20 protein-coding genes are annotated in these 20,272 nt (G+C 68.4%); 4 read left to right on the plus strand and 16 right to left on the minus strand.

The genetic code is table 11. The features are described from left to right. The 6 genes from QRN16_RS08385 to QRN16_RS08405 all read right to left on the minus strand — a co-directional run bounded on the left by QRN16_RS08385 (position 1) and on the right by QRN16_RS08405 (position 4,335). Positions 1-1,047: a sulfate/molybdate ABC transporter ATP-binding protein gene (locus QRN16_RS08385; RefSeq protein WP_051613350.1), complete on the minus strand. Its 1,047-nt coding sequence runs from the start codon at positions 1,045-1,047 to the stop codon at positions 1-3. After that, on the minus strand, positions 1,044-1,847 hold the full coding sequence (gene cysW / locus QRN16_RS08390; protein WP_027505710.1) for a sulfate ABC transporter permease subunit CysW: 804 nt from the start codon (positions 1,845-1,847) through the stop codon (positions 1,044-1,046). Before cysW ends, QRN16_RS08385 begins: the two co-directional genes overlap by 4 nt. Beyond that, the gene (cysT, locus tag QRN16_RS08395; RefSeq protein ID WP_285185642.1) at positions 1,844-2,746 is read right to left on the minus strand and encodes a sulfate ABC transporter permease subunit CysT; all 903 of its coding nucleotides are present in this window, start codon (positions 2,744-2,746) and stop codon (positions 1,844-1,846) included. The genes cysW and cysT overlap by 4 nt, the downstream gene beginning before the upstream one ends. A 2-nt stretch (positions 2,747-2,748) precedes the next feature. Beyond that, positions 2,749-3,768, minus strand: a complete 1,020-nt coding sequence (locus tag QRN16_RS08400; RefSeq protein WP_285185645.1) for a sulfate ABC transporter substrate-binding protein — start codon at positions 3,766-3,768, stop codon at positions 2,749-2,751. Between the two features lie 120 nt (positions 3,769-3,888). Then, positions 3,889-3,978 (minus strand): Ms4533A family Cys-rich leader peptide, encoded by a 90-nt coding sequence (locus tag QRN16_RS21805; RefSeq protein ID WP_321163718.1) that lies wholly within the window; start codon positions 3,976-3,978, stop codon positions 3,889-3,891. 117 nt (positions 3,979-4,095) lie between these two features. Continuing rightward, entirely contained in the window at positions 4,096-4,335 is a 240-nt protein-coding gene (locus QRN16_RS08405; RefSeq protein WP_037185709.1) for a hypothetical protein, read from the minus strand. 67 nt (positions 4,336-4,402) lie between these two features. Between QRN16_RS08405 and QRN16_RS08410 the strand changes: the two genes are divergently transcribed. After that, a complete protein-coding gene (locus tag QRN16_RS08410; RefSeq protein WP_027505707.1) occupies positions 4,403-6,451 on the plus strand; it encodes a glycoside hydrolase family 15 protein in 2,049 nt (682 codons plus the stop codon). A 3-nt stretch (positions 6,452-6,454) separates the two neighbouring features. Here the strand turns inward: QRN16_RS08410 and QRN16_RS08415 are convergent, their stop codons facing one another. The 3 genes from QRN16_RS08415 to QRN16_RS08425 form a co-directional block, all read right to left on the minus strand. Further along, on the minus strand, positions 6,455-7,147 hold the full coding sequence (locus QRN16_RS08415) for a TetR/AcrR family transcriptional regulator (RefSeq protein WP_051613349.1): 693 nt from the start codon (positions 7,145-7,147) through the stop codon (positions 6,455-6,457). Positions 7,148-7,175: 28 nt separating this feature from the next. Continuing rightward, entirely contained in the window at positions 7,176-9,062 is a 1,887-nt protein-coding gene (gene lepA, locus QRN16_RS08420; RefSeq protein ID WP_285185649.1) for a translation elongation factor 4, read from the minus strand. A gap of 69 nt (positions 9,063-9,131) precedes the next feature. Beyond that, positions 9,132-10,136, minus strand: coding sequence for an iron-siderophore ABC transporter substrate-binding protein (locus QRN16_RS08425; protein WP_051613348.1), 1,005 nt, complete (start codon positions 10,134-10,136; stop codon positions 9,132-9,134). 129 nt (positions 10,137-10,265) lie between these two features. Here QRN16_RS08425 and QRN16_RS08430 point away from each other — a divergent pair, with 129 nt between their 5' ends. Beyond that, positions 10,266-10,847 (plus strand): type II toxin-antitoxin system PemK/MazF family toxin, encoded by a 582-nt coding sequence (locus tag QRN16_RS08430; RefSeq protein ID WP_222631571.1) that lies wholly within the window; start codon positions 10,266-10,268, stop codon positions 10,845-10,847. A 7-nt stretch (positions 10,848-10,854) separates the two neighbouring features. On the opposite strand, the gene QRN16_RS08435 is transcribed toward QRN16_RS08430, so the two are convergent. Further along, positions 10,855-11,274, minus strand: coding sequence for a hypothetical protein (locus QRN16_RS08435; RefSeq protein ID WP_285185654.1), 420 nt, complete (start codon positions 11,272-11,274; stop codon positions 10,855-10,857). Positions 11,275-11,465: 191 nt separating this feature from the next. On the opposite strand from QRN16_RS08435, the gene QRN16_RS08440 reads away from it, so the two are divergent. Next, positions 11,466-12,899, plus strand: a complete 1,434-nt coding sequence (locus QRN16_RS08440) for an AAA family ATPase (protein ID WP_285185657.1) — start codon at positions 11,466-11,468, stop codon at positions 12,897-12,899. Here the strand turns inward: QRN16_RS08440 and QRN16_RS08445 are convergent. The 3 genes from QRN16_RS08445 to QRN16_RS08455 are packed head-to-tail and all read right to left on the minus strand — an operon-like array spanning position 12,883 to position 16,357. Next, complete coding sequence (locus QRN16_RS08445; protein ID WP_082544533.1) at positions 12,883-13,713, minus strand: transglutaminase family protein; 831 nt, start codon at positions 13,711-13,713, stop codon at positions 12,883-12,885. The two genes, QRN16_RS08440 and QRN16_RS08445, sit on opposite strands and share 17 nt — an antisense overlap. 8 nt (positions 13,714-13,721) lie before the next feature. Continuing rightward, the gene (locus tag QRN16_RS08450) at positions 13,722-14,693 is read right to left on the minus strand and encodes an alpha-E domain-containing protein (protein ID WP_027505702.1); all 972 of its coding nucleotides are present in this window, start codon (positions 14,691-14,693) and stop codon (positions 13,722-13,724) included. Continuing rightward, complete coding sequence (locus QRN16_RS08455; protein WP_197027785.1) at positions 14,693-16,357, minus strand: circularly permuted type 2 ATP-grasp protein; 1,665 nt, start codon at positions 16,355-16,357, stop codon at positions 14,693-14,695. The genes QRN16_RS08450 and QRN16_RS08455 overlap by 1 nt, the downstream gene beginning before the upstream one ends. 266 nt (positions 16,358-16,623) lie before the next feature. Here QRN16_RS08455 and rpsT point away from each other — a divergent pair, with 266 nt between their 5' ends. Beyond that, on the plus strand, positions 16,624-16,884 hold the full coding sequence (gene rpsT, locus QRN16_RS08460; RefSeq protein ID WP_027505700.1) for a 30S ribosomal protein S20: 261 nt from the start codon (positions 16,624-16,626) through the stop codon (positions 16,882-16,884). A 137-nt stretch (positions 16,885-17,021) separates the two neighbouring features. On the opposite strand, the gene holA is transcribed toward rpsT, so the two are convergent. The 3 genes from holA to QRN16_RS08475 are packed head-to-tail and all read right to left on the minus strand — an operon-like array spanning position 17,022 to position 20,250. Then, the gene (gene holA, locus QRN16_RS08465) at positions 17,022-18,011 is read right to left on the minus strand and encodes a DNA polymerase III subunit delta (RefSeq protein WP_027505699.1); all 990 of its coding nucleotides are present in this window, start codon (positions 18,009-18,011) and stop codon (positions 17,022-17,024) included. Next, positions 18,008-19,534 (minus strand): ComEC/Rec2 family competence protein, encoded by a 1,527-nt coding sequence (locus QRN16_RS08470; RefSeq protein ID WP_285185661.1) that lies wholly within the window; start codon positions 19,532-19,534, stop codon positions 18,008-18,010. The genes holA and QRN16_RS08470 overlap by 4 nt, the downstream gene beginning before the upstream one ends. Beyond that, a complete protein-coding gene (locus QRN16_RS08475; RefSeq protein ID WP_285185664.1) occupies positions 19,531-20,250 on the minus strand; it encodes a ComEA family DNA-binding protein in 720 nt (239 codons plus the stop codon). The genes QRN16_RS08470 and QRN16_RS08475 overlap by 4 nt, the downstream gene beginning before the upstream one ends. Positions 20,251-20,272 lie beyond the last annotated feature (22 nt).

Below are 20,272 nucleotides of genomic sequence, written 5' to 3' on the forward strand. Positions count from 1 at the left end.
TCAGCCGGGGATCACCGGCACGCGCGTGGCACGCACGTACACGGTCTCCCCGCTCTGCAGCCCCAGCGCCTCGTTGTCGCCGCGCGTGATCTGCGCGAAGAACAGCTCGTTGGTGGCGCCGTTGCGCAGCTCCACCCGCACCTCGAAGCCCAGGTGCACGACACGCTCGACGGTCGCCCGCAACACCCCCGCGTTCTCGGCCGTGCCGGTCTGCTGCGCGTTCGCGAGATCCGGTGTGCGGCCGACCCGGATGTCGTGCGGACGGACCAGCTGGCCGTTGAGCCGCGACACCTCGCCGAGGAAGGACATGACGAAATCGTTCGCCGGGGTGTCGTAGAGATCGCGAGGGGCGCCCACCTGTTCGATCCGGCCCTTGTTCATGACCGCGATCCGGTCGGCGACGTCCAGCGCCTCCTGCTGATCGTGCGTGACGAGCACCGTGGTGACGTGCACCTCGTCGTGCAGTCGACGGAGCCACGTGCGGAGATCGGCCCGCACCTTGGCGTCCAGGGCACCGAACGGCTCGTCGAGCAGCAGCACCCGCGGATCCACGGCGAGCGCGCGGGCCAGGGCCATGCGCTGACGCTGTCCACCGGACAGTTGCGCCGGGAAGCGCGTCTGGAAACCCGAGAGGCCGACGATGTCGAGCAGCTGATCGACGCGCTCGTCGATCTCGGCCTTGGGCCGCTTGCGGATCTCGAGCCCGAAGGCGACGTTCTTGCGCACGGTGAGGTGCTTGAACGCGGCGTAGTGCTGGAAGACGAATCCGATGTCGCGCTTCTGCGGACTGACGGTGGTGACGTCGTCGCCGGCGATGACCACCACGCCGGAGTCCAGCTCCTCGAGTCCGGCGATCGACCGCAACAGTGTCGACTTGCCCGACCCGCTGGGCCCCAGCAGCGCCGTCAACGATCCGGACGGGATGTCGAGGGACACGTCGTCGAGGGCCGCGAAGTCGCCGTAGTTCTTCCGCGCTCCCCGGACGGAGATCTCGATGCCGCCCGTGCGCTTCTCTGTCGTCGTGGTCGTCGTCGTCACGGTGCTCATTCCTTGGTTCGCTTGCGGTCCAGAACCGTCATCAGCAACAACACGATGACGGCGACGACCATGAGAAGTGTCGACGCGGCGTACGCGCCCGGTTGGTTGAAGTCCTCGTACCTGGCGTTCACCAGCAGGGTCAGCGTCTGCGAGATGCCCGGCAGGTTGGTGGAGACGATGATGACGGCACCGAACTCGCCGAGCGCGCGGGCGACCGTCAGGACGACGCCGTACGTCAGCCCCCAGCGGATGGCGGGAAGTGTGATGCGCCAGAAGGTCTGCCACGACGTCGCGCCCAGCGTGGCCGCGGCCTCCTCCTGCTCCTGCCCGATCTCGTGCAGCACCGGTTCCACCTCGCGCACCACGAACGGCAGCGTGACGAAGATGGTGGCCAGCACCATGCCGGGCAGCGCGAAGATGATCGTGATGCCCCACTCGGCGAGGAAGCCGAACCAGCCGCCGGCACCCCACAGCAGGATGAGCGCGACACCCACGATGACCGGGGACACCGCGAACGGGAGATCGACGACCGCCTGCACGAGACCCTTGCCACGGAAGTTGCCGCGCGCGAGAGCCAGGGCCGTGACGACGCCGAACACCACGTTCAGCGGCACGACGATCGCGACGATGATCAGCGACAACTGCAACGCCGACTGTGCGGCCGGTGTGGTGATGAGCTGGAAGAACGAGACGATGCCGTTCTCGAACGTGCGGTACAGGATCGCACCCAGCGGGAACACCACCAGCACGGCCAGATAGAGCAGCGCGACCGTACGGAGGCTCAGTCGAGTTCCGGTGGACAGCTTCACTTCTGCTCCTCCCGCCGGGCGAGGCGGCTACCGGAGATGCGCAGCACGAACAGCACCACGAAGGCGATGAGCAACAGCACCACCGAGATCGCGGCCGCGTCGACGGGCTGATCGGTCTCGATCTGCTCGCGGATGAGCTGCGACGCGATCTGCGTCTCGCCGGGAATGTTGCCACCGATGAGGACGACCGATCCGAACTCGCCGAGTGCCCGCGAGAAGGCCAGTCCGGCACCCGAGAGGATCGACGGCAGCAGCACCGGCAGCACGACCCGCCGGAAGATCACCAGATTGCTCGCACCGAGCGAGGCGGCCGCTTCCTCCACTTCCCGGTCGAGCTCGATGAGGACCGGCTGCACCGCGCGGACGACGAACGGCAGCGTGACGAAGGCGAGGGCGAGCACGACACCGGCCTTGGTGGCGTTCAACGTGATGCCCACCGGACTCATCGGTCCGTACAGCGACAGGAGCACCAGGCTCGCGACGATGGTGGGCAGGGCGAACGGCAGGTCGATCAGGGCGTTGACGACGGACTTGCCCGGGAAGTCGTCTCGCACCAACACCCAGGCGATGACGGTGCCCATCACCACGTTGATCAGCGCCGCCACCACCGAGACCTGCACCGTCACGCGCAGAGTGGCCAGCGCCCGCGGATCGGTGACCGCGTCCCAGAACTCGGCGGGTCCGTCGGACAGGGAGCGACTCAGCACGGCCGCCAGGGGCAGCAGGACGATGACTGAGAGCCACAGGACGACGGTTCCGAGCGTGAGCGATCCCCCGGGAAGATGGGAGGCCGGCCGGCGAGAGGCGGGAAGGCCGGAGGCCGGCCGGCGACGGGCGGGAAGGCCGGAGGCCGGCCGGCGAGGGAGGAACTTTCGCCGACCGGCGACCTCTGTCGTCATGGTCAGCTCGATGCCTTGTAGATCGCGTTGATGGCACCGTTCTCGCCGAACAGGTCACTGTCCACCGCAGCCCAGCCACCGAGATCGTCGATGGTGTACAGCTTCTGCGGCGTCGGGAACTTGTCGGTGTAGTCGGCGGCGACTGCGGGGTCGACGGGACGGAAACCGCTGTCGGCCCAGATCTTCTGGCCCTCCGCGGTGTAGAGGTAGTCGTTCAACGCGTTGGCCTGCTCGAGATTCGCACTGGAGTTGACGACCGCGACGGGGTTGTCGATGCGGAAGGTCTGGTCCGGAACGATGTGCTCCACCGGCTGACCCTGCCCCTCGAGCAACAGCGCCTCGTTCTCGTAGCTGAGCAGGACGTCGCCCTGGCCCTGGAGGAACGCCTCGGACGCGGAGCGGCCGGAGTCGGGCTGCACCGGGAAGTGCTTCACCAGTTCGGTGACGTAGTCCAGGCCGGCCTGTCGATCCTGGCCGCCGTTGCTCACGGAGGCGTACGGCGCCAACAAGTTCCACTTCGCCGAGCCGGAGCTGAGCGGGCTGGGGCTGATGACCTGCACGTCGGGGCGGATCAGGTCCTCCCACGTGCGAATGTTCTTCGGGTTGCCCGGTCGCGTCACGATGGACACCACGGAGCCGAACGGCACGCCACCGTAGGCGTTCTGGTTCCAGGCCTCGTCGACCTTGCCGGCCTTCACCAGTCGGGTGACGTCGGGCTCGACCGAGAAGTTGACGATGTCGGCAGGTGCGCCGTCGGCGACCTTGCGCGACTGGTTGCCCGAGGCGCCGTAGTCGGCGTTGATGGTGACGTTGTCACCGTTCTCGGTGGAGGCGAACGCGGCGCCGATGGCATCCCACCCGTTCTTGGGCACGGCGTACCCGACGAGGGTGAGCGACGGACCGGACGTGGACGCGGCGGTCTCACCGACGGTGTCGGAGGACCCGGTGGAGCACGCGGTCAGGGTGAGGGCGGCCGCGACGGCGGCGGCGGACAGCAGGCGGACACGACGTGATGGGAACACGGTGGACCTCTCGAGGAGTGCGGCACACGCAAGGGCGCGGCGGCACGGACATGAACAGCGGTGATGGACGGAACTGACGAGCGGAACGCGCCGGAATCGGTGAGGGCGCGCCGTGTGGGGTCAGCGACAGTCGACGTCAGCGACCGCGAGCATGCCGACAGCGATCAGCGCCAGTTCATGGCGGATCGGGTGCGGGGCTGCGTCGGACACAGCCGAGAATTTAGCAGAAAGTCGGAGAGAGCCTGCTACCGAGTCAACAGCCACGCGACGATCACCAGCACGATCAGCGCGATGAGGGCCAGGGTCACACGGGAGCGGGGCACGGTGTCACTTCTCTCGGGGGTCGGAGTTGCCGGTGGTCACGGCTGCGGGATCCCGGTCGGCGGGCGTCCGGCGGAAGTAGCGCCGCCTGGCATCGAAGAGCGCAGACAACACGATGTCGACGACGTACGCGGTGAGTGCCGCTGCCGGCACGACCACCAGCAGGACGACGGCGACCTGGGGCACGAACGGCAACCCGGCGATCCAGAGTTCGACTCCGTCCCACCACGTGGCCACTGCGTTCACACCTCACGACAGTAGTCCCTCGCTCTCCGCGGTGGACTGGGGCGCCGGACGGCTTCATGATGGGCGGATGAGCCCGTTCGACGAACAGTCCGTGGTCCCCCGCGTCGCCAGCGCGGGGGAAGCCGTCTTCGGCCCCGGCGCGGCCGAGCCGGCCGAGGAGGGCGGCGCGCTCGACACCGTTCCCGGCACGGCCCAGACCTGGCTGCCGCATCGCACGACGTTTCCGCCGATCGACGACTACGCCTTCCTGTCGGACTGCGAGACCACGTGTCTGATCGCTCGCAACGGTGCGGTGGAGTGGATGTGCATTCCGCGACCGGACTCCCCCAGCATCTTCGGAGCGGTGCTCGATCGCGGTGCCGGGCAGTTCCGCATCGGCCCCTACGGTCAGAACGTGCCCGCGGCGCGGCGCTATCTCCCGGGCGGTCTGATCGTCGAGACCACGTGGCAGACCGAGACCGGATGGTTGGTGGTCCGCGACGCTCTGGTGATGGGCAAGTGGCACAACACGGACGAGCGCTCCCGCACGCACCGCCGGGCCCCGTCCGACTGGGACGCCGAGCACTGCCTCATCCGCAGCGTGAAGTGCGTCAGTGGAACGGTCGAGCTCGAGATGAGTTGTGAGCCCGCGTTCGACTACCACCGCAAGCCTGCCGTGTGGGAGTACACCGGCAACGTCTACGAGGAGGCGACGGCCACCGCCACGGCGGGCGACGGCACCGAACCCACCCTCAAGTTGACCACCAATCTGCGCATCGGCCTCGAGGGGCGAGAGGCCCGCGCCCGGACTCGGATGACGGAGGGCGACAACGTCTTCGTCGCGCTGTCGTGGTCGACGCTCGATCCTCCCCGCACCTTCGAGGAGTCAGCCGAGAAGATGTGGCAGACGGCGGAGTGCTGGCGCCAGTGGATCACCATCGGCCGCTTTCCCGACCATCCGTGGCGCGGGTTCCTGCAGCGCAGCGCGCTCACCCTCAAGGGTCTCACGTACGCACCGACCGGCGCGCTGCTCGCCGCGAGCACCACGTCGTTGCCTGAGACGCCGGGCGGAGAGCGGAACTGGGACTACCGGTACGCCTGGGTACGCGACTCCACCTTCGCCCTGTGGGGTCTGTACACGCTCGGCCTCGATCGCGAGGCCAACGACTTCTTCGCCTTCATCTCCGACGTGACGTCGGGCCCGGACGGCGAACCCGTTCCGCTGCAGGTGATGTACGGCATCGGCGGCGAACGCACGCTCGAGGAGGAAGAGCTCGGACACCTGTCCGGGTACGACGGAGCCGTCCCTGTGCGCATCGGTAACGGTGCCTACAACCAGGTGCAGCACGACATCTGGGGCACGATGCTCGATTCCGTCTACCTGCACGTGCGCTCGCGGGAGAATGTTCCGGAGTCGCTGTGGCCCTTGCTGAAGCGTCAGGTGGAGGAAGCGATCGAGCACTGGCGCGAGCCCGACCGGGGCATCTGGGAGGTACGTGGGGAACCGCAGCACTTCACGTCCTCCAAGGTGATGTGCTGGGTGGCGCTCGACCGCGGAGCGAAACTTGCTGTGCTGCACGGCGAGAAGGCGTACGCCGAGGAATGGTCGAGCATCGCCGACGAGATCAAGGCCGACGTTCTCGAGCACGGCGTCGACTCGCGCGGAGTCTTCACCCAGCGATACGGCGACGACTCACTCGACGCCTCGTTACTGCTGGTGCCGCTCCTGCGGTTCCTGCCCTCGGACGACGAGCGCGTCCGGGCGACGGTGCTCGCCATCGCCGACGAGCTCACCGAGGACGGCCTGGTACTGCGCTACCGCGTCGACACCACGGACGACGGGCTCTCCGGCGAGGAGGGCACCTTCACCATCTGCTCGTTCTGGTTGGTGTCCGCACTGGTCGAGATCGGCGAACTGCACCGCGCGAAGCGACTGTGCGAACGGCTGCTCGGGTTCGCGAGCCCGCTGAAGCTCTATGCGGAGGAGATCGACGCGAAGACGGGCCGGCACCTGGGCAACTTCCCGCAGGCGTTCACCCACCTCGCGCTGATCAACGCCGTGGTGCACGTCATCCGGGCGGAGGAGGCAGCGCAGGCCGGGCAGTTCCAGCCCGCCCACGGCCACCCGCACTCCTGACGGTCAGTCGAGTCGGAGGGCGTTGACCCACAGGCGCGTCGCCGCGTGCACCAGCTGATCCGACGACCACGTCGGCGGCTCGCCGAGGGACGGCTCCACCACGAAATGGGTGAACGCCAGCCGGGAGATCATGCCCGACAACGCAAGTGATGCGACGACGGGATCCACGCCGCTGTCCGCCAGGCCTCGTCGCTGGAGTCCGGCGATGCTGCGCGCGTTGCGACGGACGAACGCGTCGGCACGGTTGCGTCGGAGCCGCCGGAACCGGATGTCGATGGCCGCCACCTGTTCGAGCAGTTCCATCAGCTTCGCGTTGCGTTCGTACGCCTCGAAGTACGCGCGCGTGCTCGCCTCGATGACGGCGACCGGATCACCGTCGTCCGGCACGTGTTCGGTACCGGGGTGCATCATGTCGTCCTGCGACACCTCGAGCACCGCCGCGAAGATCTCTTCCTTGCTCGCGAAGTAGGTGTAGAACGTGCCGGACGAGCAGCGAGCCTCGGCGGTGATGTCCACGAGACGGGCGTCGAGGTACCCGGCACGCTCGAACACCACCCGCGCCGCCGCGACGAGCGCAGCGCGCGTGCGCACTCCGCGCGGCGTCGCCGGCGGAGTACGGAGCAGGTCCGCGTCGGCCAGCGACGGCGGATCGTCGTCGGCGGCGGACCCGGTGCCGGCCGGCGGGGTCCTGGTCATGGGTGTCCCCGCGGGAGCGACCGCGGACCTACTTCTTCTTGTCCGCGGACGCGTCGGTGGACAGGGCAGCGACGAACGCCTCCTGTGGCACGTCGACACGACCGATGGTCTTCATCCGCTTCTTGCCGGCCTTCTGCTTCTCGAGCAGTTTGCGCTTACGGCTGATGTCACCGCCGTAGCACTTCGCCAGGACGTCCTTGCGGATCGCACGAATGTTCTCGCGCGCGATGATCTTCGACCCGATCGCCGCCTGGATCGGGATCTCGTACTGCTGGCGCGGGATCAGGTCCTTGAGTCGGGTGGTCATCTTGTTGCCGTAGGCACCGGCCGCGTCGGCGTGCACGATGGCCGAGAACGCGTCGACGGCCTCGCCCTGCAGCAGGATGTCCACCTTCACCAGGTTGGCCGACTCCTCGCCGATCTCCTCGTAGTCGAGGCTCGCGTATCCGCGGGTGCGCGACTTGAGGATGTCGAAGAAGTCGAAGATGATCTCGGCCATCGGGATGGTGTAGCGCAGCTCGACGCGGGTCTCCGACAGGTAGTCCATGCCGCCGAGCTCACCGCGGCGGCTCTGGCACAGCTCCATGATGGACCCGATGAACTCGCTCGGCGAGATGATGGTGCACTTGACCATCGGCTCGAACACCGCGCGCGCCTTGCCTTCCGGCCAGTACGACGGGTTGGTGACGATGTGCTCGGCGCCGTCGTTCATCTCCACCCGGTACACGACGTTGGGCGAGGTCGAGATCAGGTCGAGCCCGAACTCGCGCTCGAGGCGCTCGCGGGTGATCTCCATGTGCAGCAGACCGAGGAATCCGCAGCGGAACCCGAACCCGAGAGCGACGGACGTCTCCGGTTCGTAGGTGAGGGCGGCGTCGTTGAGCTGCAACTTCTCGAGGGCGTCGCGCAGATTGGGGTAATCGGACCCGTCCACCGGGTAGAGACCCGAGTAGACCATCGGCCGTGGCTCGCGGTATCCGGTGAGCGCTTCGGTCGCGCCGTTGCGGGCGCTGGTGACGGTGTCTCCCACCTTCGACTGACGCACGTCCTTGACGCCGGTGATGAGATAGCCCACCTCACCGACGCCGAGGCCCTTCGTCGCCTTGGGGTCCGGCGAGACGATGCCCACCTCGACGAGCTCGTGCGTCGAACCGGTCGACATCATGGTGACCTTCTCGCGCGGCAGGATCTTGCCGTCCACCACGCGCACGTACGTCACCACGCCGCGGTACGCGTCGTAGACGGAGTCGAAGATCATGGCGCGTGCGGGGCCGTCGGCGTCGCCGACCGGCGCGGGCACCAGACGGACCACCTCGTCGAGCAATGCCTCGACGCCCATGCCGGTCTTGCCCGAGACGCGCAGCACGTCGTCCGCCTCGCAGCCGACGATGTGGGCGATCTCCGCGGCGTAGCGGTCGGGGTCGGCCGCGGGCAGGTCGATCTTGTTCAGCACCGGAATGATCGTCAGATCCTTCTCGAGTGCCAGGTAGAGGTTGGCGAGCGTCTGCGCCTCGATGCCCTGTGCAGCGTCGACGAGGAGCACGGCACCCTCGCACGCCTCGAGTGCGCGCGACACCTCGTAGGTGAAGTCGACGTGCCCGGGGGTGTCGATCAGGTGCAGGACGTGCTCGGTGTCCCCCACCTTCCACGGCAGGCGGACGTTCTGCGCCTTGATGGTGATGCCGCGCTCACGCTCGATGTCCATGCGATCGAGGTACTGCGCGCGCATCGACCGGTCGTCGATGACACCGGTGAGCTGCAGCATGCGGTCGGCCAGCGTCGACTTGCCATGGTCGATGTGGGCGATGATGCAGAAGTTACGGATCCTGGTGGGATCCGTGAACGTCGTGTCCGCAAAATTGGTGATGGGGTACTCCTGACGAGACGGCCGTGGTGACGTACAGAATATCTGCACGTCACCACGGCCGGGGTCCCGGGCAGGCCGGAGGCCGGTCGTGCAGGTGGGGCGGGCAGGCCGGAGGGGTCAGGCGGGGGCCGTGGTGGTGGCCGCTCCGGCACCCGCGAGGGTGCTCTCGAATGCCGGTACGAGCGAGTCGAGCAGGTACGGCAGGCTCAGCGGCGAGGTGAAGTAGATGGCGCCGGCCGTGATCGCGTCGGTGAAGACGAGCCTGTTCTCCCGCACCTCCTGCAACGACGAGTACACCGGGTCGGCCTCGAGGGTCGCGCGGTCCTCCGGGGACTCGGTGGCCCAGAGCAGCACGTCGGCGGTGTCGAGCACGGAGAGGTTCTCCAACGGGATGTACGCCTGGGCGTCCTCCTCCTGGACGAAGGCGTCGAGCTCGGACGGGATCTCGAACCCGAGCGAGGTGAGGAAGTCCGTGCTCAGACCGTCCTGATAGGCGATGGCGTTGCCGTCGTAGATCGCGTTCTGCAGGAGGACGGCCTTCTTCCCCGCGAACTCGGGGTGGGCCTCGGCAGCCTCTCGGTACCGGGTGCGGACGTTCTCGACGAGCGCCTCCGCCTCGTCGGGCTTGCCGAGCGCGGCTCCGATGGTGCGGGTCTGCTGATCCCACGGCTCGAAGTAGGGGGAATCGACGTCGCTGTGGGCGATGGTCGGGGCGATGGCGCTCAACCGGGTGTAGTCGTCCTGCGTCATGCCGGCGTTGGTGCCGATGATGAGGTCGGGTTCGAGGGCGGTGACCTTCTCGAACTGGATGCCGTCGTCCTGGGTGAGCACCTCGGGCCGGGCGTCACCCAGCAGATCGTGAGCCCAGGGCCACGTCGCGTCCGGCTGCTCTCCGTACCACTCCGTGACACCGACGGGAACGACGCCGAGAGCCAGCAGGGTGTCCTGCTCGGTCAGTCCGACCGAGACCACACGCTGCGGATCGGCCGGCACGACGGTCTCGCCGTAGGCGTGAGTCACGGTCACCGACCCCTCGGTCGATCCGCTCTCGGTGTCGGACGAGCACGCCGACACCAGCGCCAGGACACTCAGTCCGACGGCCACCACCGTGCGGTAACCCACACGTCCGACACTTCCACGCCTCACGACAACCCTCTTCCACATCGGGAATCTCCCGAAATCGGACTTAGGGTAGCCGAACCTCACTCACGGTGGTGAGCTACGTCCTCGGGTCTCGGTAGCCTGGTCGGCATGGCAACTCTGGCGTCGATCGGCAAGAAACTGGGACGACTCGCAGTGGCGGAAGGCCCGCGCCTGTTCCGGCAGCTGCAGCGGTCCGGCGCCCTCGACAAGGTGACGCAGTCGTTGGGTTCACGCATCGGCGCGTCCGGTGCCGGTGGCACGTCACCCACCGGAGCACCGTCGGGACGGCCCGTGACGTCGACCTCGGTTCCCACCGCCATGCGCGCACGGCGCATCGAGTACTCCCCCGCGCTGGACGGCGCCGCGGACCCGGGCGAGGTCGTGTGGACGTGGGTGGCCTACGAGGAGGATCCGTCGCAGGGCAAGGATCGACCGGTGCTCGTGGTCGGCCGCGACGGTTCCACTCTGCTCGGCCTCATGCTCTCGAGTCAGAGCAAGCACGACGGCGACCGCGACTGGCTCGGCCTCGGCGGCGGGCCGTGGGACGCGCAGGGACGCCCGAGTTGGGTCCGTCTCGACCGCGTGCTCGACGTTCCCGAGGGCGGGATCCGACGAGAGGGAGCCGTCCTCCCCCGTGATCGTTTCGACCTTGTGGCACAGCGCCTGCGCTCCGACTTCTCCTGGCACTGAACTCGGATCACAGTCGATCGACGGCGTTCTTGGCCTCGAGCAGCGACAACCCGGTCCGCTCGCGGAGTAATTTGATCGCGGCGATCGCCTGTCCCTCGTTCTTCAGTGCCGTGAGGCGTGGAACGAGGTCGTCCCACCGCGCCGGGCCCGGCGTGAGGGACTCACCGCGTTCGAGGGACTCGACCGCCACCTTCGCGTCGCGCAGTCCGGCTCCAGTTCGTTCCCGATAGACCTTGATCGCCTGAATCTTCCTGTCGGCGGCCAGCAGTCGATGAATCTCGGCGCGAGCACCGTCGTCCAACCCGACCGTTCCGACGTCGCCGGAGGTAGTGGGCCTGCCGGATGCGGCGCGTCCGAGAAGTCGGAACGCGAGCACGGCGGCGACGAGAACGATCAGGGCGACGAGGAACCATCCGGAGGCCGACATAATCTCCAGTGAATCACCTCCGCCCGGACGCCGCGAGGGTCGTCAGCTCCGGCCGACTCTGGCGCACATCCATGCCGCGGTGCTACCGTCTCTGTGCGGATGTTATTTCCGCCCCCTTCTTCCCCATTCTCACGGGCGCCACATCCTGCGTCACATTCCTTCGAACCATCCGCACTGGTAGTGCGTTCACTGTGACCCTCACGCATTCCCCGGACTCCCTCGACATCGTCAGCGGAGCCCTGTCCCATCTCTCCCATCGCGCCCGGACACTCGACACCGGTCCGCTCGAAGAGCCTGCGCTGCACATCTTCTCGCACCTGGCGGCGCCTCCGGATGCGGTGATCTCGCATCGCCGCTCACTCCCCGCCTATCAGGCCGCGACCCTCGTCCTCGCCGTCGAGGCCTATGCCGATGACCGCCCGGAGGAGTCGACTTCATCTGCGGCACAACGGTGGTCGTCGGTTCGTGGCCACGAGCGGTACCACGACGATCTCGTCGCCATGCTGAGTTCCTGCCGTCGCGGTGGCAGTTGTCGCGGCGCACCGGTCGAGTACCGGTCGGTGGACGTCGGTCCCGCGTCGACGATGTCCGTCCCGGTGTTCGGGTTGCTCGACACCCACTCTCCCGGCGGTATTCCCGTGGCGGTCGCGCTCCACATTCCCGACCCGGCCCACCAGGCCCCACTCCAGATCGAGGTGCTGTCCGGCGATCGAGACGCCGGTGCGAGCACGCTGGACGCCCTCCTCTCGCTCATGACCGACCACGACGTCATGCGCGGGCAGGTCCTGACCCTGGGAGGGAACGGTGGACGCGGCAACGGCCTCGTGAGGTTCATGGCGAGGCCCACCGTCGCGGGCGAGGACTTGATCCTTCCCGACGGCACCCTCGAGGCGATGACTCGCCATCTCGTCACCGTCGGGTCCTCCGCGGCGCGGCTCCGCGAGGCCGGCCAGCATGTGGGCCGCGGACTACTGCTGTACGGACCGCCCGGAACCGGCAAGACCCACACCGTCCGTCACCTGCTGGGACTGGTGCCGATGAGCACGGTGATCGTACTGACCGGGTCCGCGATGCGGCACATCGCCGAGGCCACCACCCTTGCACGCCGCCTGAGCCCGTCGGTCGTGGTGGTCGAGGACGTCGATCTCATCGCCTGGGAGCGCGAGGAAACGGGTGTGAACTCGCTCCTGTTCGCCTTGCTCGACGCGATGGACGGCATGGACGGCGACGCGGACGTCACGTTCGTCCTGACCACCAACAGACCGGACTCCATCGAGCGAGCGGTCCGGGACAGGCCCGGCCGTATCGACCTCGCGGTCGAGATCCCGTTGCCCGACACCCGCGGTCGCGAACGGTTGGCACGGCTCTACCTGTCGGCCGTGAACGTGGCAGCCGATCTCACACCGCTGGTGGAGGCGACCGAGGGTGGAACCGCCTCGTACGTCCGAGAACTCGTGCGCCGCACCGTGGTGGCCGCGATCGAACGCGACGACCATGGCGCCGACGGGCACACGACGGTGATCACCGACGACGACGTCGCCGCGGTGCTCACCGCCTGCGTGGACGAGCGTCAGAGACTGACGCGCTCGCTGTTGGGCGGATCCGGCGTCAGGCCAGCCGGGTGATCTCCACGACGACGTCGAGTTCCGTGGAGCCGCCACCGGAGAAGATTCCCTTGAGGGGTGGCACGTCGGCGTAGTCGCGTCCGATACCCACCGAGACGTGCTGTTCGTTCACCGGCACACCGTTGGTCGGGTCGTAGCCCCACCACGATCCGGTCCACGCCTCGATCCACGCGTGTGACTGACCCTCGACCGAGTCACCCACCACCGCTTCGGCATTCGGGTGCAGGTAGCCCGAGACGTAGCGGGCAGGAATGCCGATACTGCGGAGCAACACCAGCGTGAGGTGTGCGTAGTCCTGGCAGACGCCCTTCTTCTCGGCCCACGCCTCCACCGCGGACGTGTGCACCCCGGTGGTGCCGGGAACGTAGGACATCTCCTGGTTCACCCAGTCGCAGACGGCCACCACGGCGTCGTACGGCCCCAGATCCTTCGCCAACTTCTTCGCGACGGACGTCAGCTGACGGTTCCGAGGGACGTAGGTGCTGTGGCCGAGCAGCTCGTTGAACCTGTCCACCACGGGGTCTGCGGCCAGGTCCTCCCAGTCGAGGGTCTCGTCCGGCGGGACGAACGCGTCCGTCTCGACGACGGAGGACCCGGCCACCTCGAGGGACGTGTGCGGAGCGTGCAGATCGAACGCCGTGACCGCGGTGCCCCAGTAGTCGGTGTACCGGTACGACCTCGTCGCCGGATCGGTCTCGACGCGGTTCAGAATGACGTTCTGCCGGGTGTCGCTCCGCGGCGTCAGTCGCGCCTCGTTGTACGAGGACGTGACCGGTGCGTCGTAGTTGTACCCCGTGGTGTGCACGACGCGCATCCGCCAGCTCACAGTTCACCCTCCAATTGTGCTTCGTCCGTTCGGCTTCCGGCGTCCGTCCAGGCGACCCAGGGCGCTGCGTGGAAGTACTGCTTGGAGATCGCCTCACCCACCTCGCGGCAGGTCTCCTGCAACGACATCAGACGGTCCTGCAGGTCCTCCAGCAGAACACCCGGCTGCAGGAACTCGAGTTCACTGCGAGCGCGGCCGAGAAGTCGCTGCGCCTCGGCACGGGATCCGACGCGCATGTCGGGGTGATGGTCGAGGCTGTCGAGCGAGTGTTCGGCCTCGCTCAGTGCGTAGAACACCGAGCGCGGGAACAGCCGGTCGAGGAGCATGAACTCCAGGACGCGTTGAGCGTCGAGAGCGCCACGGTAGGTACGCAGATACGTGTCGTGTGCACCGGCCGACCGCAGCACCGTGACCCACGCCGGCGACGACGGTCGGTCGCCGGCACGGGCGAGCAGCAGGCGGACGGTCATGTCGATGCGTTCCACGGAGCGACCGAGCAGCAGGAACCGGTAGCCGTCGTCGCGGCTGAGCGTCGAGTCGGCGAGCCCGGCGAACATCGCGGCGCGCTCCTCGATGAACCCCAGGAACTCGTGGGGGCCCAGACGCTTCGACGCTCGAATGCGTTCACCCAGTGCGTTGTACGTCGTGTTGAGACATTCCCACATCTCGCTCGAGGTGACCTCGCGTGCGCCGCGAGCGTTCTCGCGGGCGCTCGACAACGAGTCGACGATGGAGCCGTTGCCCTCGCGGGAGAACGCGACGAGTTCCGTCAACGACCACACGTCCAGGCGCTCGTCGGGGAGCTCGAACCCCAACACTCGCAGCAACACTCGGGAGGTGTGGTCGGGATCGACGGTCGCGTCCTCGAGCAGCTGGTGCACCGTGACGTCGAGGATGCGCGCGGTGTCGTCGGCGCGTTCGACGTAGCGGCCGATCCAGTACAGCGATTCGGCGTTACGAGCCAACATCAGCGGGCACCGTCCTTCGGGGAGTGGGTCAGCTGTTGCTGCTGCTGTTGAATCTGCTGGCTGTTGAGCTCGGGGCCCTGCTCCGCGGTGGGTGACGACGGGGGTTCGGACACGATCTCCGCCCCGCCGAGCTCACGCTCGTCCTCCTTGGTGGCGCGGCCGGCCAGCACCCACGTGTCCTTGCTGCCGCCGCCCTGGCTCGAGTTGACCACCAGGGAGCCTTCGGGCAGCGCCACTCGGGTCAGTCCGCCGGGCAGCACCCACACGTCGTCACCGTCGTTCACGGCGAACGGCCGCAGGTCGACGTGCCGCGGCGCGAGCTGGTCACCGATCTTGGTGGGCACCGTCGACAGCTGCACCACCGGCTGCGCGATCCATCCGCGCGGATCGGCCCGGATCTTCTTGCTGATCGTGGCCAGTTCCTTGGGCGACGCGTCCGGACCGAACACGATGCCGTATCCGCCGGAGCCCTCGACGGGCTTGATCACCAGTTCGTCGACACGGTCGAGCACCTCCTCGCACTCGTCCGGCAGCCAGCACCGGTACGTGTCGACATTGGCCAGGAGCGGCTTCTCGCCGAGGTAGTACTCGATGATGGTCGGCACGTACGTGTAGGTGAGCTTGTCGTCGCCGACACCGTTGCCGATGGCGCTGGAGATGACGACGTTGCCGGCACGTGCGGCGTTGACCAGTCCGGCCACACCGAGAACGGAGTCGGGTCGGAACTGCATGGGGTCGAGGTAGTCGTCGTCGATGCGGCGGTAGATCACGTCGACCTGGCGCTCGCCCTCGGTGGTGCGCATGTAGACGACGTTGTCGCGGCAGAAGAGGTCGCGGCCCTCGACCAGCTCGACGCCCATCAGCCGGGCGAGGAGGGAGTGCTCGAAGTACGCAGAGTTCGCGACGCCGGGTGTGAGGACGACGACGGTGGGGTCCGCCTCGTTGATCGCGGCAGCGGCACGCAGGGCGCGCAGCAGGTGCGTGGCGTAGTCACCGACCGCACGCACCCGGTGGCTGGCGAACAGGTCGGGGAACACGCGCGCCATGGTGCGGCGGTTCTCCATCACGTACGAGACCCCCGACGGCGAGCGCAGGTTGTCCTCGAGGACACGGAACGTGCCCTCGGCGTCCCGGATCAGGTCGATACCGGCGACGTGGATGCGCACACCATTGGGCGGCACGATGCCGAACGCCTCGCGGTGGAAGTGTTCGCACGACGTCACCAGAGATTTCGGGACCACGCCGTCACGCAGGATCTCCTGCTCCCCGTAGATGTCCGCCAGGAAGAACTCGAGTGCCTTGACCCGCTGCTTGATCCCGCGCTCGAGCTTGTTCCACTCGGACGCCGCGATGACCCGGGGCACCTGGTCGAGAGGGAACGGACGCTCCTGCCCCTCGAGCGCGAACGTGATGCCCTGATCGACGAAGGCGCGGCCGAGGGCGTCCGAGCGGGCGTCCAGTTCCGCGGCGTCCGATGGCGCGAGCGCCTTGTGGATTCCCTTGTACGGTCCACGCAGCCCGCCGTCGCCGTCGAACATCTCGTCGAACGCCAGTCCGTACTTCCCGATGTCCCGGTAACCGTCGAAGACGCTCGGCCCGGACGAGGACTGCGACTGCGAACGGCTCTTCTTCGCCTGTGGTGCAGCGCTTGATCGGGGACTCATGGTCGCCATGCTGCCTCACAGGCACCCCTGGAGCACGGTGGACACGTTAATTCCATGCAACCTCACGAGTCACGTGCACACCGACTCCCTGCAGCGAGATCACCGAATTGGGTTACCGGACCGACGCTGGTAGTCTCGTACGTCGGACGTGGGCACGCTCGTGCGCACCCACCGTCACCAGCTTTCACAAGCACTGCACGTACGGCTCGAGAGTGTTCCCCGGAGTCAGCCGTCCCGGACCGAGAAGAGACGAAGGATAACTACGCGTGGCCAACATCAAGTCCCAGGTGAAGCGAATCGCTACCAACGAGCGTCAGCGCCTGCGCAACCAGTCGGTGAAGTCGTCGCTCCGCACCGTGATTCGCTCCTTCCGTGAGGCGACCGAAGCCGGCGACAAGGCCAAGGCCGAGGAGATCCTGCTGACTGCGAGCCGCAAGCTCGACAAGGCAGCCAGCAAGGGCGTCATCCACAAGAACCAGGCTGCCAACAAGAAGTCGGCACTGTCGCTGGCCTTCAACAAGCTCTGATCTCTCCCGAGCCCTCGCGGCTCCTCTCGAGAGTCCCTGTGCAGTTCTTCTCGAGAGTTCCTGTGCAGTAGCTTGTCAGCACTACGCCCCGGGCGAGCACGATGCCCGGGGCGTAGTCGTGTGCCTGGGCGGCGCTGTCAGCGCGAACTCAGCCCCGCCACCACGTTCACGGCGCGTTCCACCGCGTAGTCCGCATCGGCGGCCTGGCCCTTGACGTCCGCGTTGAGCGCTGCCACCACCTGCAGTGCCTCGGCGATGCGCTGCGGATCCCACATGCGGGCCTGCGCCTGCGCCTTCTTGATCTTCCACGGCGGCATCCCCAGTTCGGACGCCATCCGGAACGGATCGCCGCGGCCCGCCGAACCGACCCGCGCCACCGTGTGGACGGCCTCGGCCAGTGCGTCCGCGAGCAGCACGTGCGGTGTGCCGCCCAACATCGCCCACCGCAGTGCCTCGAGGGCGCCGGCACGGTCACCCGACACGGCCTTGTCGGCGATGTCGAAGCCCGTGACCTCCGCACGGCCCGAGTAATAGCGGCGGACCGCCGCGACATCGACCTTCCCCGCCGTGTCCGACACCAGTTGCGAGCACGCGGCGGCCAGTTCGCGGAGATCGGACCCCACCGCGTCGACGAGCGCGGCGATGGCATCGGGAGCGACGCGTGTCTCCGAGTGGGAGCGGAACTCGGCCCGCACGAAGTCGACGCGCTCCGACGCCTTGGACAGCTTCGCGCACTCGTGGACCACGGCACCGGACTTCTGCAGCGCCCCCACCATGGCCTTGGCCCGGCCTCCACCGGAGTGCAGAACGACCAGGACCACACCGTCCACCGGCGTCGCCGCGGCGTCGAGAACCAGCGTCATCGCGTCCTTACCGGCCTCCGCGGCCGCCTCGAAGACGACCACGCGATCCTCGGCGAAGAGGGAGGGGCTGAGCAGTTCCGCGAGCTCGGCGACCGTCGTGTCCCCCGCCCGCAGACGGTCGACCGGCACCTCGGCCCCGGCCCCCACCGTTGCCGCGCGCATCGCGGCCACGATGGACGACACCGCACGCTCGACGAGGAGCTCCTCGTCGCCCAGGACGAGGTGCAGGGGCTCGGGACGGGTGCTGCTCGCTGTCGAACTCACCGGTCGATGGTGCCACGGTGCGCCGACAGCCACCGACGCCGGACCATCACCGCCGCGCCCGCCGCGACGAGGACACATCCCCCGACGACGGCGGCGCCCCGCGGCCCGGTCGGAGTGAGCACCGTCGCACCGGGAGCGTCCGCCGTGTACGCGGCCACGGCCAGCAACCACCGCAGCGGCACCCACGCCACCCCGGCGACGACGGCCCCGGCCTCCACGCTCACGACGGCCACCACGGCCGCCAGCGCGCCGATCACGGTGACCGGCCCGACGACGGGTGCGGCGAGCACGTTCGCCGCCACCGAGTAGACGGAGAACGTTCCAGCCATGGCGGCGACCAGCGGTGCGGTCACCAGGTGCGCCGCCAGCGCCACGGCCACGGCGTCGAGCACCGGACGTCGGCGACCGGGCGGTGCGTCGGCGCGGCTCACCATCGCCGTCAGCACCGGGGCGAGCAGCACGAGAGCGACCGTCGCGGTCACCGACAGCGCGAACCCCCACGACACCGCCAGTCCCGGATCGACGGCCAGCAGCACCAGCACCGCGGTGCACAGGGCCGGCATCACATGGCGACGGCGGCCGGTCATCACTGCCAGCAGACCCAGCACACCCATGACCGCCGCACGCAGGACGCTGGGTGACGGTCTCGCCACCACGACGAACGCGACGAGGACGATTCCCGCGAGCGCCGCGGTGGTTCGAGGCCCGGCCGAGAGCAGCCGAGAGCCGAGGACGACACACCCGATGATGAAAGAAAAATTGGCGCCCGAGACAGCCGTCAAGTGGGACATTCCGGCCGCCGTGAACGAGTCCTGGACGGAGACGTCGAGTCCCGACCTGTCACCCACCACCATCCCGGGGAGCAGCCCCGCCTCCTCACGTGGCAGAGCGATGGCAGCGGCCTCCGCGAGAGCACGTCGCACCACGCCCGACCACCGGAGCAGGGCCGGCGCGCTCCCCACCTCGGGTGGCCCGGTGGCACGTGCGACGGCATCCACCGCGCCCACACGATCGGGAGCCGCGAGCCGCGCCCGGAACGTCACCGACACACCCGGTTCCAGTGCCCGCCACGGATCCGGGGGCGCGAACACGGTGATCCGGGCCGACCCATCGACGACGGTGCCGCGCAGCGTCACTCGGCTCGCTCGTATCGGCACGAGCACCTGATCCGCGAACGAGCCCGTGATCGGACGTGGATCGTCCGTGACGACGCCCTCGACCGTCGCGTACGCACCGCGCAGCGCGCCCTCGCGGACCGGGCCCGTCGTCACCTCGTGCATCCGCAGGGACGACATCGCCGCGAACGCCGCGGTGACGCAGCAGGCCGCCACGACGACGAGCATCACCACCGATCCCCAGCCGTGCCGACGCCGGCACCACCAGCCGACGACCGCCACGAGAACGCACACCGCGGCCAGCACTGCCGCGGGCCGCCACCCCGCGCCGACGGCCACCACGGTCGCAGCCCACGCCCCCACCGCACTCGGGACGAGCCGCAGATCCACGGCCGGTACGTCGGTCACACCGTGACCAGGGGCGTCAGCTTCTCGAGCCGAGCGGGGCCGACGCCGCTCACCTCGGACAGTTGATCGACGGACGTGAAGCCGCCGTTCTCGGTGCGCCACTGCACGATCGCGCCCGCGGTCACCGGACCGACACCGGGCAGGGCATCGAGCTCCGCCTCCGTCGCCTCGTTCAGCGACACCAGACCCGGGGCCTTCCCGCCGGCATCGGACGACCCCTCACCGGCCACGGACACGGGCGCCGGAGCGAGCGGTACCGACCCCGTCGTCGACCCCACCACCACCTGGTCACCGTCCGACACCTTCGCCGCCCAATTGAGCCCGAAGAGGTCCGCGTCGTCCCGGCGCCCACCCGCGGCCGCGACGACATCGGCGATGCGGGACTCGGCGGGAACGGTGACGAGTCCCGGGCGCATCACAGCGCCGAGCACGCTGACCACGACTCCCGCGGATTCCGGTGCCGACGTCGTCGGCGTCTCGGACTCGGTGATCAGAGGGGGAAGCGGCGGCACCGCGGTGACCTGCGGAGAATCTCGCATCACCACTGCCCCCACGGCGCCCACGAGAAGGACGGCGGCCACGGCGAGGGCACGGACGCCGCGGGACCCCGGATCGATCCGGAAGCGCGAGCCGACGAGACCCGCGCGGCGATGCACCGCGTCGGACCGGCCGCCGTCGGGGTCGGCCGGCTCGGGAGCAGCGATCTCGGGTGCCATGCCCGCGACGGTAGGCCCGGGC

Source organism: Rhodococcus sp. MEB041 (assembly GCF_030208955.1).
In the GTDB taxonomy this organism is placed as follows: domain Bacteria; phylum Actinomycetota; class Actinomycetes; order Mycobacteriales; family Mycobacteriaceae; genus Rhodococcoides.

Coding starts and splice junctions, on each gene's coding strand:
- QRN16_RS08385 (WP_051613350.1), bottom strand. CDS start 1,047: ATGAGCACCGTGACGACGACGACCACGACGACAGAGAAGCGCACGGGC.
- cysT (WP_285185642.1), bottom strand. CDS start 2,746: ATGACGACAGAGGTCGCCGGTCGGCGAAAGTTCCTCCCTCGCCGGCCG.
- QRN16_RS08410 (WP_027505707.1), top strand. CDS start 4,403: ATGAGCCCGTTCGACGAACAGTCCGTGGTCCCCCGCGTCGCCAGCGCG.
- QRN16_RS08415 (WP_051613349.1), bottom strand. CDS start 7,147: ATGACCAGGACCCCGCCGGCCGGCACCGGGTCCGCCGCCGACGACGAT.
- QRN16_RS08430 (WP_222631571.1), top strand. CDS start 10,266: ATGGCAACTCTGGCGTCGATCGGCAAGAAACTGGGACGACTCGCAGTG.
- QRN16_RS08435 (WP_285185654.1), bottom strand. CDS start 11,274: ATGTCGGCCTCCGGATGGTTCCTCGTCGCCCTGATCGTTCTCGTCGCC.
- QRN16_RS08445 (WP_082544533.1), bottom strand. CDS start 13,713: ATGCGCGTCGTGCACACCACGGGGTACAACTACGACGCACCGGTCACG.
- QRN16_RS08450 (WP_027505702.1), bottom strand. CDS start 14,693: ATGTTGGCTCGTAACGCCGAATCGCTGTACTGGATCGGCCGCTACGTC.
- QRN16_RS08455 (WP_197027785.1), bottom strand. CDS start 16,357: ATGAGTCCCCGATCAAGCGCTGCACCACAGGCGAAGAAGAGCCGTTCG.
- QRN16_RS08475 (WP_285185664.1), bottom strand. CDS start 20,250: ATGGCACCCGAGATCGCTGCTCCCGAGCCGGCCGACCCCGACGGCGGC.